Origin of the sequence: Prevotella sp. khp1, from assembly GCF_900102205.1 — a bacterium.
Classification (GTDB): Bacteria; Bacteroidota; Bacteroidia; order Bacteroidales; family Bacteroidaceae; genus Prevotella; species Prevotella ruminicola.
On record NZ_FNJZ01000001.1, the window covers coordinates 423,636 to 440,277 of the forward strand.

Annotated in this window: 13 protein-coding genes; 3 read left to right on the forward strand and 10 right to left on the reverse strand. The window is 49.1% G+C overall.

Features of this window, described 5'->3' with window-relative positions:
* Positions 1 to 169: 169 nt before the first annotated feature.
* The gene (locus BLR73_RS01885) at positions 170 to 400 is read left to right on the forward strand and encodes an ATP-binding protein (RefSeq protein ID WP_091858306.1); all 231 of its coding nucleotides are present in this window, start codon (positions 170 to 172) and stop codon (positions 398 to 400) included.
* Positions 401 to 486: 86 nt separating this feature from the next.
* Positions 487 to 1,968: a proline--tRNA ligase gene (gene proS, locus BLR73_RS01890; RefSeq protein ID WP_013064667.1), complete on the forward strand. Its 1,482-nt coding sequence runs from the start codon at positions 487 to 489 to the stop codon at positions 1,966 to 1,968.
* 264 nt (positions 1,969 to 2,232) lie between these two features.
* Here proS and BLR73_RS01895 read toward each other — a convergent pair whose 3' ends face one another.
* The 8 genes from BLR73_RS01895 to ileS are packed head-to-tail and all read right to left on the reverse strand — an operon-like array spanning position 2,233 to position 11,686.
* Entirely contained in the window at positions 2,233 to 2,700 is a 468-nt protein-coding gene (locus BLR73_RS01895; protein WP_091858309.1) for a DUF3256 family protein, read from the reverse strand.
* Positions 2,697 to 4,019 carry a phenylacetate--CoA ligase family protein gene (locus tag BLR73_RS01900; RefSeq protein ID WP_091860045.1) on the reverse strand — a complete coding sequence of 441 codons (1,323 nt, stop codon included), beginning with the start codon at positions 4,017 to 4,019 and terminating at the stop codon, positions 2,697 to 2,699. Before BLR73_RS01900 ends, BLR73_RS01895 begins: the two co-directional genes overlap by 4 nt.
* A 56-nt stretch (positions 4,020 to 4,075) precedes the next feature.
* Positions 4,076 to 4,795: a 16S rRNA (uracil(1498)-N(3))-methyltransferase gene (locus BLR73_RS01905; protein WP_091858312.1), complete on the reverse strand. Its 720-nt coding sequence runs from the start codon at positions 4,793 to 4,795 to the stop codon at positions 4,076 to 4,078.
* A gap of 22 nt (positions 4,796 to 4,817) precedes the next feature.
* Positions 4,818 to 6,128 (reverse strand): MFS transporter, encoded by a 1,311-nt coding sequence (locus BLR73_RS01910; RefSeq protein ID WP_091858315.1) that lies wholly within the window; start codon positions 6,126 to 6,128, stop codon positions 4,818 to 4,820.
* A 23-nt stretch (positions 6,129 to 6,151) separates the two neighbouring features.
* A complete protein-coding gene (locus BLR73_RS01915; protein WP_143010857.1) occupies positions 6,152 to 7,033 on the reverse strand; it encodes a DUF4296 domain-containing protein in 882 nt (293 codons plus the stop codon).
* A 37-nt stretch (positions 7,034 to 7,070) separates the two neighbouring features.
* Positions 7,071 to 7,700: a lipoprotein signal peptidase gene (locus BLR73_RS01920; protein WP_091858323.1), complete on the reverse strand. Its 630-nt coding sequence runs from the start codon at positions 7,698 to 7,700 to the stop codon at positions 7,071 to 7,073.
* Between the two features lie 14 nt (positions 7,701 to 7,714).
* Complete coding sequence (locus BLR73_RS01925; protein ID WP_013065585.1) at positions 7,715 to 8,095, reverse strand: TraR/DksA family transcriptional regulator; 381 nt, start codon at positions 8,093 to 8,095, stop codon at positions 7,715 to 7,717.
* A 30-nt stretch (positions 8,096 to 8,125) separates the two neighbouring features.
* Positions 8,126 to 11,686, reverse strand: a complete 3,561-nt coding sequence (ileS, locus tag BLR73_RS01930) for an isoleucine--tRNA ligase (RefSeq protein WP_091858326.1) — start codon at positions 11,684 to 11,686, stop codon at positions 8,126 to 8,128.
* Between the two features lie 204 nt (positions 11,687 to 11,890).
* Between ileS and BLR73_RS01935 the strand changes: the two genes are divergently transcribed.
* Positions 11,891 to 13,339: an anaerobic C4-dicarboxylate transporter gene (locus BLR73_RS01935; protein ID WP_033151085.1), complete on the forward strand. Its 1,449-nt coding sequence runs from the start codon at positions 11,891 to 11,893 to the stop codon at positions 13,337 to 13,339.
* Between the two features lie 60 nt (positions 13,340 to 13,399).
* Here the strand turns inward: BLR73_RS01935 and BLR73_RS01940 are convergent, their stop codons facing one another.
* Positions 13,400 to 15,145 (reverse strand): phospho-sugar mutase, encoded by a 1,746-nt coding sequence (locus BLR73_RS01940; protein WP_028908263.1) that lies wholly within the window; start codon positions 15,143 to 15,145, stop codon positions 13,400 to 13,402.
* A gap of 126 nt (positions 15,146 to 15,271) precedes the next feature.
* On the reverse strand, positions 15,272 to 16,456 hold the full coding sequence (locus tag BLR73_RS01945) for a tetratricopeptide repeat protein (protein ID WP_091858329.1): 1,185 nt from the start codon (positions 16,454 to 16,456) through the stop codon (positions 15,272 to 15,274).
* Between the last annotated feature and the right edge of the window lie 186 nt (positions 16,457 to 16,642).

Consider the following 16,642-nt stretch of genomic DNA (forward strand, 5'->3'; position numbering starts at 1 on the left):
TAGGGATTATCTGAATGTTTTGTTCGTGACGTCTGAACAAACGATAAAGCCTATCTCTATGACGATTTTGAAATCTAACTGGTTTTCAATAGAAAAGTGCCTAGGCTGTAATATTTCTTTAGGTACTTTGCAAATGAATTAAAGAAAAGAGTGCTATTTTCTTGTAGAGATGTATGCTACCATCAAGGCGCTGTTTAATAATGCAGAGGAGCGCAGAAGCAGTGAGCTAAAATATCTGGACATATCGCTGACCGAATTGGATGATGGTTTCCAAATGACCATCAAGGACTGCGGACGGCCTTACGACCCGGTGGCCAATGGTATGGATGCGGCATCGTTCGGGGCACGATCGGCCTCGCTACATGTTTACCATGAATGTTACAACGATAGTATGGGATAAAATATAAAAATAAAAGCTATTTTATTTTGTATTTCGCGCGATTTTCAGTACCTTTGCACGCAAATTAGGAAACATAGAAGAAAAATATGGCAAAAGAATTAAAAGAATTAACGAAAAGAGCCGACAACTACAGTCAGTGGTTTAACGACCTGGTAGTTAAGGCTGATTTGGCAGAGCAGAGCGCTGTACGTGGCTGTATGGTTATTAAGCCTTACGGTTATGCTATCTGGGAGAAGATGCAGCAGCAGCTCGACAAGATGTTTAAGGAAACTGGTGCTCAGAACGCATACTTCCCACTGCTTATCCCAAAGTCGTTCCTCTCGAAGGAGGCCGAGCACGTTGAGGGTTTTGCTAAGGAGTGTGCTGTGGTAACACACTACCGCCTGCGCGCAAAGGAGGATAAGAGCGGTGTTGAGGTTGACCCAACAGCTAAGCTCGAGGAGGAACTGATTGTACGTCCTACTTCGGAGACTATTATCTGGAATACATATAAGAACTGGATTCACTCATGGCGCGATCTGCCACTGATGTGCAACCAGTGGTGTAACGTAATGCGTTGGGAGATGCGTACTCGCCCATTCCTGCGCACATCGGAGTTCCTTTGGCAGGAGGGCCACACAGCCCACGCTACTCGCGAGGAGGCCGAGGAGGAAGCACAGAAGATGCTGAAGGTATATGCCAAGTTTGCTGAAGAGTGGATGGCTGTGCCTGTGGTACAGGGTGTGAAGAGCGAGACTGAGCGTTTTGCCGGTGCGTTGGATACTTACACCATCGAGGCTATGATGCAGGACGGTAAGGCACTGCAGAGCGGTACCAGCCACTTCCTGGGTCAGAACTTTGCCAAGGCATTCGAGGTAACTTATCTGAATAAGGAGAACAAGCCTGAGTACGTATGGGCTACATCGTGGGGCGTTTCGACCCGACTGATTGGTGCGCTGATTATGACTCACAGTGATGATAACGGACTGGTATTGCCTCCACGTCTGGCTCCTATCCAGGTGGTAATTATTCCTATCGCTACCAAGCCTGAGCAGATGGAGCAGGTTAACAAGGAGGTGACACCTATCATCGAGGCTCTGCGCGCTAAGGGTATCACCGTGAAGTTTGACGATGCCGACAACAAGCGTCCTGGCTTTAAGTTTGCCGATTATGAGCTGAAGGGTGTTCCCGTACGTTTGGTTCTGGGTGCTCGCGACTTGGAGAACGGTACTATCGAGGTGATGCGCCGCGATACGCTGGAGAAGGAGACCCGCTCGATTGACGGTATCACCGAGTATGTAGAGCAGCTGCTTGAGGATATCCAGAAGAATATCTTTGAGAAGGCTAAGGCTTATCGTGATGCCCGCATCTACGAGTGCGAGAACTACGAGGAGTTTAAGGAGAAGGTGAAGGACGGTGGATTCTTCCTGTGCCACTGGGACGGTACTGCCGAGACCGAGGCTAAGATTAAGGAGGAGACTCAGGCCACTATCCGCTGCGTGCCTTTCGGCGTAGAGCAGACTCCTGGTGTGGATATGGTAACTGGTAAGCCAGCGAAGGCTCGCGTGATTATAGCTAGAAGCTATTAAACATTAAAGATTAAACATTAAACATTTAAGATTTAATGATAAAAGTAAAAGAGGAACCTTCTCAGGTTCCTCTTTTTTTAACCATAAACTAATGTTCTAAAAAAATATATTCAAACATTACTTTATGGAGGCCGAAATATCACTTACCTCACGATAAATCCATTTCTAATTAACCTTAATAATCTAATACCATGAAAAACACATGTGCAAAGGTAATTCATTTCTTCTGAAAGTGGAAAATCAGAAGCCATAAACTACATTAATTTAACGTTTGTTTAGCAATTCGTCGTCCCGCTTCAGGATATTTTGCATTTCGAAACGCTTAATTCTTTGGCTTTGTGCTTCGGTAAATTGGGGTGCTGCGATGGGCTGCCAAGCGGTGGTAAAGTAGTGTACCCTACTCTGTCCGTAGATGGAATCGACGGTAAACGTTTCGATCATCACTACGGTGCTGTCCATCAGCAACATATCGGTTCGCAACGACGGGTTCATGCGGATAGTGAGACTATCATCGCCCAGCGCAATCATCTGGCTGGTTCCGCCTAACTGATTCTTTACTTCGGCCTTCATCCCTGAATCCAAAAAGTCGATAAAATCCAAACGATTATTCTTGGAGAGATAAGGCATCAATGAGTCAGGCATCTGCTTGAACACTTCACGCAGGGTGACGCTCTGAGCTGATGCCTGATTAAGTGTTGTGGCCAACAAAAGGGCCATCATGAATTTCTTCATCCGCGACTGGGTCTTTTATCTATTACACGAACGGCCTTGCCCTCGCTTTGTGGCAACGAGCCCTTCTTTACAAGTTTTACTACTGGGGTGAGCAGAATCTCGTCCTTGAGTGCACGCTGGATGTCCTTCATCATCTTCTGCATCTCGGGATAAATCTCGGTCTCAAGGCTGTCGAGCTCAACCTCAACGGTCATCACATCGTTGTCGTCGATGGTTTCGAGGGTGATGAGGTAGTTGCTACCCAAACCAGGATACTGCACGAGAATCTTCTCGACCTGCATGGGGAATACGTTTACACCCTTGATGATGAACATATCGTCGGTACGGCCCTTGATACGGTCGATACGACGGTGGGTACGTCCGCACTTACATGGCTCGGCGATGATGCGGGTGAGGTCGCGCGTACGGTAACGCAGGATAGGCATCATGGTGCGGTCGAGTGTGGTAAGTACCATCTCGCCCATCTCGCCATCGGGCACAGGCTCGAGGGTGTCGGGATCTACAATCTCAACGATATAGTTGTCCTCCCACAGGTGCATACCTTCCTGATACTTACACTCGAAGGCTACACCAGGACCGTTCATCTCGGTCATACCAAACGAGTTGTAGGCCTTTACGCCCAGCATACGCTCGATGCGGCGACGCTGCTCCTCAGTGTGGGGCTCGGCACCAATGCAAAGGGTGCGCAGCTTGGTGGTGGCGGGATCGACGCCCTCTTCCTTGAACACCTCGGCCAAACGGATGGCATAGGATGGAATGGCGTGCAGGCAGGTGGTACCAAAATCCTTAATGAATTTGATCTGACGCTTAGAGTTTCCGGCTGCGGCTGGTACCGTCATAGCGCCCAACCACTCGGAGCCGTACTGGAAACCAAGTCCACCGGTAAACATACCGTAACCTGAAGAGTTTTGGAACACGTCGCTCTTGCGGCATCCTACCATATACAGATTGCGGGCAATCATGTTAGCCCACGAGCAAATGTCGTGTTCGGAGTAAACAACCACACATGGATTACCGGTTGTACCACTGGTAGAGTGGATACGTACGGCATCGTCGAGATTGCCGCCAACGAGTCCGTAGGGGTAGTTATCGCGCAGGTCCTGCTTTGTGGTGAAAGGAATCTTACGCAGATCGTCCAGACTGTTGATTGAGTCGGCTGTGATACCCAGTTCGCCTAATCGTTTCTTGTAGAAAGGCGACTTCAGACAAACGTTGATCGTGTCCTTTAGTTTCTTAACTTGCAACTGCTGGAGTTGCTCTCTTGGCATTTTCTCGATTTCGGGCTGCCAGCACTCGCCATCGGGCTTGATGGTAGCCATAATCTTCTCGTCAGTCATATCTTATAGTTTATTTGGTTTATCGTTCTATGTAATTGTTATTTCTGTGCCAGCTGCATCATCATCACGGCGGCTAAACCGGCCGTTTCGGTGCGCAGGCGACTTGAACCTAAGCTTACTGATACCCAACCGGCAGCTACGGCAGCTTTCACCTCGTCGATAGAGAAATCGCCCTCGGGACCTACCAGCACGGTTGCATCCTGACTGTCGGATGGTTTGCGCAGCTCGTCGAACAGCTCTACACGGGGTACCTCCTCGTAGCAGTGGGCGATGTACTTACGACCCTGAATGGGCTGCTCGAGGAAATGGTTGAAGTGTACCATCTCGTTGACCTGGGGCTTCCAGGCTTTGTGACTCTGCTTAACGGCGGCGGTTACAATCTTATCCAGGCGCACCAGCTTTACCAGACGGCGCTCGGAGAACTTACAGTTAAGGAACGACACCTCGTCGATACCAACCTCGGTGGCTTTCTCCATCATCCACTCCATGCGGTCCATCATCTTGGTGGGCGCAATGCCTAAGTGCAGGTGGCCTTTCCACTGGGGCTCCTGTGGCAGTTTCTCCAATATTTCGTAATAGCAGTGATGGGTGGCTGCAACCGTAACCTGCGCACGGAAGTAGTTACCTACCCCATCCATCAGAAACAGCTCGTCGCCACTCTTCAGGCGCAGCACACGCATGGCGTGCATGGCCTCGTCGGTAGGCAACTCGGTCTGGTTCTCGGCATCAGGCACAAAAAAATATCTTGCTTCCTTCATATTCTATTTAGAGTAATCTGTGTTATTTCTTTTCCGGATGGAAAACAAGGGCGAACGATATACCTACTGCGAGTGCAAATGCGGCAAAGATAAACCAGCATGTGGTCCACTCGCCCTGCAGGAATCCATTCTCCCAATAACAGTAATGGTTTACTATCTCGCCGGCTGCCAGCGTACCTACGGTAGCGCCAACGCCATTGGTCATCATCATGAACAAGCCCTGAGCCGATGCCTTGATGCTGGGTTCGCACTCCTGATCGACGAAGATACCTCCCGACACGTTGAAGAAGTCGAAAGCCACACCGTAAACGATGCAAGAGAGGATGAACATGATAACACCTGGCATGGCGGGGTTACCAACACCGAAGAATCCGAAACGGAACACCCAGGCGAACATAGACATGAGCATCACAGTCTTGATGCCATAACGCTTGAGGAAGAATGGTATCATGAGGATACACAGGGCCTCGCTAATCTGCGAGATACTGGTAAGCAGGGTGGCATTGTTAGCGGCAAACGAACTGGCTATGGCTGCATCGGCACTACCCTTGAAGCTGGTAATGAACGGACCGGCATAGCCATTGGTTACCTGCAGGCACATGCCCAGCAGGGCCGAGAAGATAAAGAACAGGGCCATATTGCGGCTCTTGAACAGCTTGAAGGCATTGAGGCCAAGGCTCTCGATGAGCGAAACCTTCTCCCTTACCACCACCTTACACTCGGGCAATGTGAAGCAATAGAAGCAGAGCACAATGCTGAGGATGCCTGATACAAAGAACTGCATGTAGGTGTACTGGAACTTATAGGCGCTGTCGGCGAGCGTCATGCTGAAGCTGCCATCCTGCCATACGGCGCAGTTAACAAACCACATGGTGACGATGAAACCCACGGTACCCAGCACGCGGATAGGTGGAAAGTCCTTAACGGTATCAAGGCCGTTGTTCTTCAGAATGGTGAACGCGGCTGTGTTAGACAGCGCGATGGTGGGCATGAAGAATGCCACACTGAGGGTGTAAAGGGTGATGAACAGCGACTTATCGGCCAACTCGTTGCCGAAGCCTGCCTGGAGGCCTAACCACCAGCAACCCAGCATAAAGCCGCCTGCTGCCATGTGGCACAAGCCCAGCAAGCGCTGTGGCTGAATATACTTATCGGCTACAATACCCATCAATGTGGGCATAAAGATACTTACAATACCCTGAATAGCATAGAACCAGGAAATCTTGTCGCCCAGTCCGGCCACTCCGAGGTAATTTCCCATACATGTAAGATAAGCTCCCCAAACTGCGAACTCCAGGAAGTTCATCAATGACAAACGGAATTTCAGATTCATAATTATTACTTAGATACTTGGTTTTACTTTTTGGTTTCTTTCTTGCGCATCTTCTGAATATCGCCAATGGTTAACGGGCGTCCGGCTACATGGCGGCCTGGGCGGCGTAGCGAATCGTACTGAGCCGTATCGGGCTGCAGTTCATGGATGCTGTCGGGCTGTTGTGGCACAACGGGCTGATTGGTAAGCTTGTTATGGAAGCGGAACAGCTGGATGTTGTTGACAAACAGCAGACAAAGATTGCTGGTGGGGTCGGTAGATGGGCGCATGCCACACATCACAAAGCCCTTGATTTCTTTGACACGCTCCTTACAGTAAGGTATGCGCAGGTTTGTGATGCCCGACGACGAAACGGTAGAATACTGCTTAACAGTACTATCGTTGGCATAGGTAACGGCCATATACACCGAGGCCTGACGATTGCCTTGCTGCATAAGCCATGTGGTGTTCATACTCAGCATAAAGCTGTCGCCTGCGCGATAGGCAGTGTCGGCTTTCTGAGCAAACTGATAAAGATGATACGGACGATCGTTGAACAGCAGGAGTGCACGGTTGCCTTTCCATATATCGGCCGTATCGCCACTGAGCGAGGCAGCTGCAATCTGCACATCGCCAACAGCGGCACCGTATTTCTCGGCCTCGGTATTCAGGCGTTCCTGTACATGCTTGTAAATCTCTTGGAATCGGTCGGCACGGGTATAATAATATACCAACGACGAATCGAATTCGGCTTGTGTGAGTCCGTGCTTCTTGAGCACTAACTCGAAAGTCAAACGGCGGTTGTAATCCTGATTACCCTCCTGCTGCGCGGCAATGCCTTGCGCTACGTGGTAATCGTAAATCAAATCCTCCATATCGTCGGGCTGGATATACTCCGATGGCACCGATGGCTTACAGCTAATCATGAAAGCAGCTGCGGCCACCAAAACAATATGTAAAGCCTTACTCTTCAACGTTATTCGTTTCTTTCTTAAGTGTAATCTTACTTATTTCTTCACGATAGAACAGCAACAGCAGCACTACGCTGACACTGATGCTGGCATCGGCAAAATTAAATACCGGACTAAAGAACACAAAGTGCTGTCCGCCCACAAACGGCATCCATGTGGGCCATTCGGTCTCAATCAGCGGGAAGTAGAACATATCTACCACCTTACCCATGAGGAAAGGTGCATAACCCGTACCAAAATCAACTAAGTATGACAGATAGTAGGGCGACGACTCGTTGAACATCATGCCGTAGAACATGCAATCGATGAGATTGCCTGCAGCACCGGCCAGCACCAACGAGAGGCACACGATATAGCCTGTTCGGGCATTACGTTTTACCTGCTGCCAGATGTAATAACCCAGCACACCGATGGCAACCACACGGAACAACGACAGCACGATCTTGCTGCCTAACTGCATGCCAAAAGCCATGCCCATGTTCTCGATAAACGTGATGTAAAACCAATCGGTAACGCGGATACTCTCGTGCAGCGTCATCGACGTTTTCACCCAGATCTTGATAGCCTGGTCAATAAGGAGAATGGCGACTATGATTAATGTCGCCAATCTTCCTTTTGTCATCAGAGGTCCGTGCGTCACTTTTTCTGGTTCAGCTTAGACTCTACACTCAGTGTTGCATGAGGAACAGCACGCAGACGCTCCTTTGGTATCAGCTTACCGGTAATACGATCGATACCATAGGTTTTGTTCTCGATGCGAACCAATGCAGCCTTCAGGCCCTGAATGAACTTCTGCTGGCGGGCGGCCATCGAGATCAACTCCTCTTTCGACTGGGTAGCACTACCCTCCTCCAATGCCTTGTAGGTGGGTGATGTATCGTCGACGTCGTTGCTGTCCTCGTTGGTCAGTACGCGCATCATCTGTTCGTAATCACGCTTGGCCAAAGCCATCTTCTCATTGATAATCTGACGGAACTCTTCGAGCTCTTCGTCAGTATAGCGAGTCTTCTCTGCCATAATACTTAATTGTTTAGTTATTGATTATTTTTAATTCTTTGTAACTGTTATGTTCAACTTGAAGTCATCGAACTCAACCTCCTGACCGTCATTAGGTTGTAGGGTAACATCATCGGCCAGAACCTGAGTCTTGATGTAGTCGGCAAAGCTGCTTACTGCCTTCTCAACCTCGGCATTTGGAGCAAGTACCACGCTGATACGGTCGGTAATCTCGAAGCCGCTCTCCTTACGGATGTTCTGGATGCGGTTGATGAGCTCGCGGGCCATACCCTCGTTCTTCAACTCCTCGGTGAGTTCAACCTCGAGTGCTACAGTAAGGTTACCCTCGTTGGCTACCAGCCAGCCTGGAATGTCCTCGCTGATAATCTCAACATCTACGGCCTCGACAGTGATGTCCTGACCCTCAACATTGATACCGATGGTACCCTGCTTCTCGAGTTCGGCAATCTGCTCCTGTGTCAGGGCGTCCATTGCGGCAGCTACACTCTTCATGAGCTTACCGAACTTCTTACCCATGGTACGGAAGTTACACTTTACCTTCTTAACCAGCACGCCAGCACCCTCAACAAAACGCAGCTCCTTAACGTTAACCTCGTTCATAATCAGGTCCTTAACGGCTTCGATGTGCTTCTTCTGAGTCTCGTCGACAGCAGGAATCATGATGGCCTGCAGTGGTTGGCGCACCTTGATGTTTACCTTGCGGCGCAGGGCTAGAACCATCGAAGTGATCTTCTGTGCCATCTGCATGCGAGCCTCGAGATCCTTATCAATCTGTGCCTCGTCGGCTACTGGGAACTTATCCAGGTGTACTGAGTCGAGCTCACCACCCAGGTCCTTATACAGCTGGTCGGCATAGAATGGTGCGAATGGAGCCAGCAGCTTGGCAACGGTCATCAAGCAGGTGTAGAGAGTCTGATAAGCCGAGAGCTTATCCTCGCTCATCTCCTTACCCCAGAAACGTTTGCGGTTCAAACGTACGAACCAGTTACTCAGGTCGTCGTTTACAAACGCATCGATCAGACGACCGGCACGTGTAGGATCGTAGCCATCCAGCTCGGCCTCGACGCCCTTGATAAGGGTGTTCAGGCATGAGAGGATCCAGCGGTCGATCTCAGGACGCTTATCGAATGCCACCTGTGCTGTTGCGGGGTCGAAACCGTCCACATTAGCATAGAGTGCGAAGAAGCTATAGGTGTTATAGAGTGTTCCGAAGAACTTACGACGTACCTCATCTACGCCCTCTGGGTCGAATTTCAGGTTGTCCCAAGGCTCTGAGTTGGTCATCATATACAGGCGTACAGCATCGCTACCGTACTTGCCAATCATATCGAATGGGTTTACTACGTTACCAACGTGCTTCGACATCTTATTACCCTTGGCATCGAGCACCAGACCTGAAGAAATTACATTCTTGAAGGCTACTGAGTCGAAGATCATGGTAGCAATAGCGTGCAGGGTAAAGAACCAACCACGGGTCTGGTCGACACCCTCGTTGATAAAGTCGCATGGGAAGGCGATACCCTTGTCGATCAGGTCCTTATTCTCAAATGGATAGTGGATCTGTGCGTATGGCATAGAACCAGAATCGAACCACACGTCGATCAGGTCGGTCTCGCGCTTCATGGGCTTACCGCTCTCTGATACCAGAATGATGTTATCAACGTATGGACGGTGCAGGTCGATCTTATCGTAGTTCTCCTTGCTCATGTCGCCAGGAACAAAGCCATTGTCCTTCAATGGGTTGCTAGTCATAAAGCCGGCCTTAACAGCCTTCTCGATCTCGTTGTAGAGCTCCTCAACCGAACCGATACAGATTTCCTTGCCATCCTCGTCGCGCCAGATAGGCAGTGGTGTACCCCAGAAACGTGAACGAGAGAGGTTCCAGTCGTTCAGGTTCTCCAACCAGTTACCAAAGCGGCCTGTACCTGTGCTCTCGGGCTGCCAGTTGATAGTCTTGTTCAGTTCGAACATACGATCCTTCTTGGCAGTTGAGCGGATGAACCAAGAATCCAATGGATAATAGAGTACAGGCTTATCGGTACGCCAGCAGTGAGGATAGTTGTGCACGTGCTTCTCGATCTTGAATGCGGTGCCCTCCTGCTTCATCTCCATACAGATAACGATGTTCAGGTCCTCGGCCTTAGCGGCTGCCTGCTCGTCGTACTTACCATCCTTGTTGAACTCGGGTGCATAGGCGTTCTTTACGTAGTCGCCAGCGTGGTGACCGTAAGCCTTTACATCAACACACTTCTCAACAAAGTTATTATCCAGTTCGTCCATTACATAGTACTTACCCTGGAGGTCGACCATTGGACGTGTTTCACCTTTCTTATTAATAAGGAACAGGCTTGGGATGTGAGCATCCTTAGCTACCTTGGCGTCATCAGCACCGAAGGTAGGCGCAATATGTACGATACCTGCACCATCCTCGGTGGTTACGTAATCACCAGGGATAACGCGGAAGGCCTCGCTCTCCATCTCAACAAACTGATCCTTGCCATTCTCGCTGGCGAATACCTTCTCAGGATGTGCTGCGGCATACTCCTTTACATAGTCGGCAGCATTCTGATCGAGCTTAGCCGATGGTTTTACCCAAGGCATGAGCTGCTGGTACTTCATACCTACCAGCTCCTGACCGGTATAACGGCCTACGATGCGGTAAGGTACAAACTTCTCGCCCTTGTTGTACTCAGGCATCTCGTCGCCATCGGTGATGTTACCCTCGGGTGAGAGATAAGCATTCAGTCGGCTCTCGGCCAGAATGATGGTCATCTTCTCGCCGTTGTAGGCGTTGTATGTCTGTACTGCTACGTAATCAATCTTCGGACCTACGCAGAGTGCGGTGTTCGAAGGCAATGTCCAAGGAGTGGTTGTCCAGGCTACGAAGTAAGCCTCGCCCCACTTGGTCCACTCTTCCTTAGGATCGAGGGCCTTGAACAGCGCTGTAACAGTGGTGTCCTTTACATCGCGATAGCAACCAGGCTGGTTCAGCTCGTGTGAGCTCAGACCAGTACCGGCACCTGGCGAATATGGCTGGATGGTGTAACCCTTGTAAAGCAGGCCCTTGTTGTAGAACTGCTGCAGGAGCCACCACAGAGTTTCGATATACTTGTTGTCGTAGGTAATGTAAGGATTATCCAGATCAACAAAATAACCCATCTTCTCGGTGAGGTCGCGCCACTCCTGTGTGAACATCATCACGTTCTCGCGGCACTTCTTGTTATAATCCTCGGTTGAGATGTACTTCTCTGATGCTTTGTTGTCGATATCAGCCTTGGTAATGCCCAGCTCCTTCTCAACGCCCAACTCTACGGGCAGTCCGTGGGTATCCCAACCAGCCTTACGTTTTACCTGATAACCCTTCATGGTCTTATAACGGTTGAAGGTATCCTTAATGGTACGAGCCAGCACGTGGTGAATACCAGGATGACCGTTAGCCGAGGGAGGACCCTCGAAGAATACAAACTGTGGACATCCCTCACGTTCGTCGACCGAACGCCAGAATACGTTCTTCTCGCGCCACATCTCCAGGATATCATTGTTAACCTGGGTCAGATTCAAGCCGTTATGTTCTGCAAACTTCTTTGCCATATCCTACTTTTTTAGCTTCTATTTTTTAACCTTTATTATTTAGCGTGCAAAGGTAGTGAAATTATCTGACCTGACCAAAGAAATAAATAATTTTAAGATTTATCCGCGAAAAAATGCGCAAAAATTTCGTATATCCAAATAATTTGCCTATATTTGCCGTCATAATTCTAATAATAACAACTTAAAACAATCGAATTTTAACGTATGATTACATTTACAATGGTTCTGCAGCTCTGTATCGTTCTTGGTGCACTGTGGGTTGGTTCCCGTTATGGCAGTCTGGCCTTGGGAGCTATTTCGGGAATTGGATTGGCTATTCTGGTGTTTGGCTTCGGACTTAAACCAGGAACGCCACCAACAGATGTTATTTACATCATCATTGCTGCTGTAACGTGTGCAGGAATCATGCAGGCTTCGGGCGGTATGGACTGGCTGATACAGATAGCCGAAAAGCTGCTGCGCAAGCATCCTGACCACATCACGTTTTTTGCACCGCTGTGCACATTCTTCCTGACGGTGCTGGTAGGAACAGGTCACGTGGTTTACACGCTGATGCCTATCATCTGCGACATCGCGCTTAAGAAAGGCATCCGTCCGGAGCGCCCGTGTGGTGTTGCCTCTATTGCCTCGCAGGTTGGTATCACGTGTTCGCCTATTGCTGCGGCTGTGGTGGCCTTCGTCACCATTTCTAATGCCAACCACTTCGACATCACCATTCCTCGTGTACTCATGATCAGCATTCCTGCTTGTCTTTGCGGACTGATGGCAGCTGCTGCCGCTTCGTATCATCGCGGACTGGACCTGGACAAGGATCCTGAGTTCCAGAAGAAGATTGCCGATCCTATTCAGCGCGAGTATATCTACGGTTCGAACGCTACCACACTCGACAGACAGATTCCACAGTCGGCTAAGAATGCCGTATTTATCTTCCTGGGTGCGCTGGCTGTTATCGTAGTGTTTGCTGCCCTACCCGACCTGCTGCCTTCTTACCCCACCGTTAAGGCGGTTAAGGGTGCTGGCGATTTGACGCTTGCAAGCGGTGTTACCATCACGGCTTCGGCGCTGGCAAAAGCTGGTGTTGTGGCCGAAGGATTTACCGAGAAAGGTATGGTGGACCTGAAGATGAACTTGGTGATTCAGATTGTAATGATTTCGGCAGCTGCGCTGATGATTATCTTCTGTAAGGCACAACCTAAGAAGGCGGTGGCTGGTCCGGTTTGGCAATCAGGTATGGTTGCGGTAGTTGCCATCTATGGTATCGCCTGGTTGGCCGACACATACTTCTCGAACTACATGAGCGAGATGCAGTCGATGCTGGCTGACATTGTCAAGGAATATCCATGGAGTATTGCTATCGTATTCTTCCTGGTTTCGGTGCTCATCAACTCGCAAGGTGCAGTGGTTGTAGCCATGCTGCCGTTGGCCTATAAACTGGGTATACCTGGTCCCGTACTGCTGGGTGTACTGCCAGCCGTTTACGGTTACTTCTTTATCCCTAACTACCCATCGGATATCGCTACCGTTAACTTCGACCGTTCGGGTACTACGGTGATTGGTAAATACCTGCTGAACCACTCGTTTATGATGCCTGGTTTGATTAGCGTATTCACCTCTACGATAGTAGCTTATCTGCTTTCAATGATATTCTACTAAAAGGTATAAAAATAGCCCTCGCCGATGTGACGAGGGCTTCTTTTTTTTTATGTATATGCTTTAGAGATTCAAGCTCTTCTTCAGGGCCTCGATCTTCTCCTCGGCAGCCTTGGTGCAGCGCTCGTAATCGGCAGCATCCTTAAAGCTGGCATCCTTCACCTCGGTGTAGAACTTAATCTTTGGCTCGGTACCTGAAGGACGAACTGATACCTTTGTACCATCCTCGCAGAACCACTGCAGAACGTTGCTGGTGTCAGGCATATTCAACTTCTCAACACTACCGTCGGCCTTCTTAGCCTCTAGAGTCTGATAGTCCTTCCACAAGCAAACCTTGCTACCGCCCAGCTCCTTTGGAGGATTAGCACGGAAGTCGGCCATCATCTGCTTAATCTCGTCGGCACCGGTCTTACCAGGACGAACCACATTGATGGTTACCTCCTTAGAGAATCCGTACTCCTTGTAGATGTTCATCAGCAGGTCGTACAGAGTCATACCGTTATCGCGAGCCCATGCAGCAATCTCACAAATCAAGCAGATAGATGCTGGAGAATCCTTATCGCGAACCTTATCGAATGGCAGGAATCCGAAGCTCTCCTCACCACCACCGATGTACTTCTTAACGCCCTCAGAGATGCGAATCTCGTTGGCAATCCACTTGAAGCCTGTATAGCAGTCGCGATACTCTACGCCGTTCTTCTTAGCAATCTCGGCAATCACCTCGGTAGTAACGATGGTCTTTACCAGGAACTCGTTGCCCTTGAGCTGACCGAGCTTCTTCTTGTTGGCGATGATGTACCATGAGAACATCATACAGGTCTGGTTACCATTCAGAATCTCCCACTCGCCCTTAGCGTTGCGGCAAACGATAGCCAAACGGTCGGCATCTGGGTCAGAAGCGATTACCAGGTCGGCATTCAGGCGTGTACCCAGCTTCATACCCAGTGTCATAGCCTCGGCATTCTCGGGGTTAGGACTAACTACTGTGGGGAAGTTACCATCGATAACCATCTGCTCGGGAACCACGTGGATATTCTGGAAGCCCCATGAACGCAGAGCCTCAGGAATAATGACGCGACCAGTTCCGTGCATGGGGCTGTAAACGATATTCAGGTCCTTCTGGCGCAGGATGACATCCTGATCAACCATAGCCTCCTTAACAGCCTGCAGGTAATCCCAGTCCATCTCACCACCGATGATGTCGATGAGCTCCTTGTTACCATTGAACTTAACGTCCTCGATCTTTACCTTGTTAACCTCGTCGATGATACCCTTATCGTGTGGAGCCAGCACCTGAGCACCATCGTCCCAGTATGCCTTGTAGCCATTATACTCACGAGGGTTGTGCGATGCGGTTACGTTTACGCCAGCCTGACAGCCCAGCTGACGGATGGCGAACGAAATCTCAGGTGTTGGGCGAAGGCTCTCGAACAGATAAACCTTAATGCCGTTAGCCGAGAAAATGTCTGCTACAGTCTCAGCAAACATACGACCGTTGTTGCGGCAATCGTGACCTACAACAACCGAGCTCTGCTTGCCTGGGAATGCCTTCAGGATATAGTTGGCAAAACCCTGTGTAGCCATACCTACAATGTACTTGTTCATGCGGTTGGTACCAGCACCCATAATACCACGAAGGCCACCTGTACCAAACTCAAGATTCTGATAGAAAGCATCGATCAGCGCTGTCTTGTCAGCATTGTCGAGCATTGCCTGTACTTCCTTACGTGTCTCCTCATCAAAGGCTGGAGAAAGCCATTCCTTAGCCCGTGCCTCGCACTGAGCAATCAGTTGAGCGTTGTCTGCCATAATCTTTCTGTTTTATTTCTTTAGATTATAAATAAATTCTATTTTGCGAAATTACAAAAATAAAACGAGAAACGACCTAAATCATCTCTCGTTTTATAATTCATTAACTAATTAATTCTTCTTATCTTACTTCTTCAACAGTTTATCGATTTCATCAAACTGTTTACCCATATTCAGGTTGAAGTAGATGCGATATAATGCGGGCGCCCACTTATCGAGCTCCCTTGGAGCCATTTCGCGATATTTTTCCATATAGGGGCGAGCCTTTTCGTACATCTTCAGAATCTGCTTCTTGTTCTTTCGGGGATCCATGCGCTGAGCAATGTTCAAGCAGGCCAAACCGGCTGTGTAATAAATGTCGGGCTGCTCTGGGTTTACCTCAATCAGCTGCTCGCTGAACTTCAGGCAGTCGCTATACTTCTTCATGTTCAGCATCACGGTGCTCTTGGCAAACAGATACAGCTCGTTGAGCGAGTCGATAGCCAATGCCTCGTTAACCACACTGTCAGCCATCTGATAGTTGCCGCGAGTGTTGTAAACATCCATCAGTCGGGGAAAGAAGTAGTTGGATTTGGGGTACTTCTTAAAGCCCTGCCAAAGGGTTGCGATATGCATCGAGTCGTCGTTGAGTTTATCCCATGCTTCGGCCATATACTGCAAGGTGTACTCCAGCTTCTGCTCGTCGCGCTGGGCTGTAGCTGCATGGCGCAGGGTAAGTACAGGGTCGTTCAAGCGATAGCCGCAATAGGTAGCCCAGTAAGCCACCTCGCCCATCTTGGGGTCCTTGTACATATAGTCGTAGCCTGTAAACAACGGCTGTCGGTCGCAGTCGAGATAGGTCTCAAAGAATTCAAGTGCGGTCTTGAAATCGCCCTTCTTCAGATGGTGGGCGCCTCCGTAATAGATATTGGGGCGATAACCATTCATCTTGGCAGCGTTATCCTTGCGATATTCGGGGTGCGAGTTACCTTTCTTGTCGGGTATGGCATCGATAGAATCCAATTTCTCGGCTACGGTAAACATACGCTTAGCCAGATTAAAGAAGGCAGCTGTATCAACCTTCTGCTTGATATACATCTTCTCGTTAATGGCCAGATACTGCTTCTCAACCGACTGCAACCAGATGTCGTATATACGTACGTTCTGCTGGTTGGCAGAATCCTTCAGCAAGTCGGTCATCAGCTTCTCTGCCTGCTCTAAATTCTTCCCACTCTTCAGTATGGTTCGTGCTTCGCCAATCTGCTTACGCTGAGCGCTCATAGGGGCACTCATTATCACGCAGCTTATGGCCATAATTATCAATCTCTTCATCCAGTTTATACCTTATTATATATATAAGCGGGTGCAAAGGTATAAAAAAATGCTTAAAATGTTTGCAAACTACAGATTTTTTAGTATTTTTGCATCGTATTTATCAACTAATAACCTATTTGGGGCATGAAAAAGAAATATCTTTTATTGGGTTACGCAGTTATTGCGCTTTGTATTTTTATTATT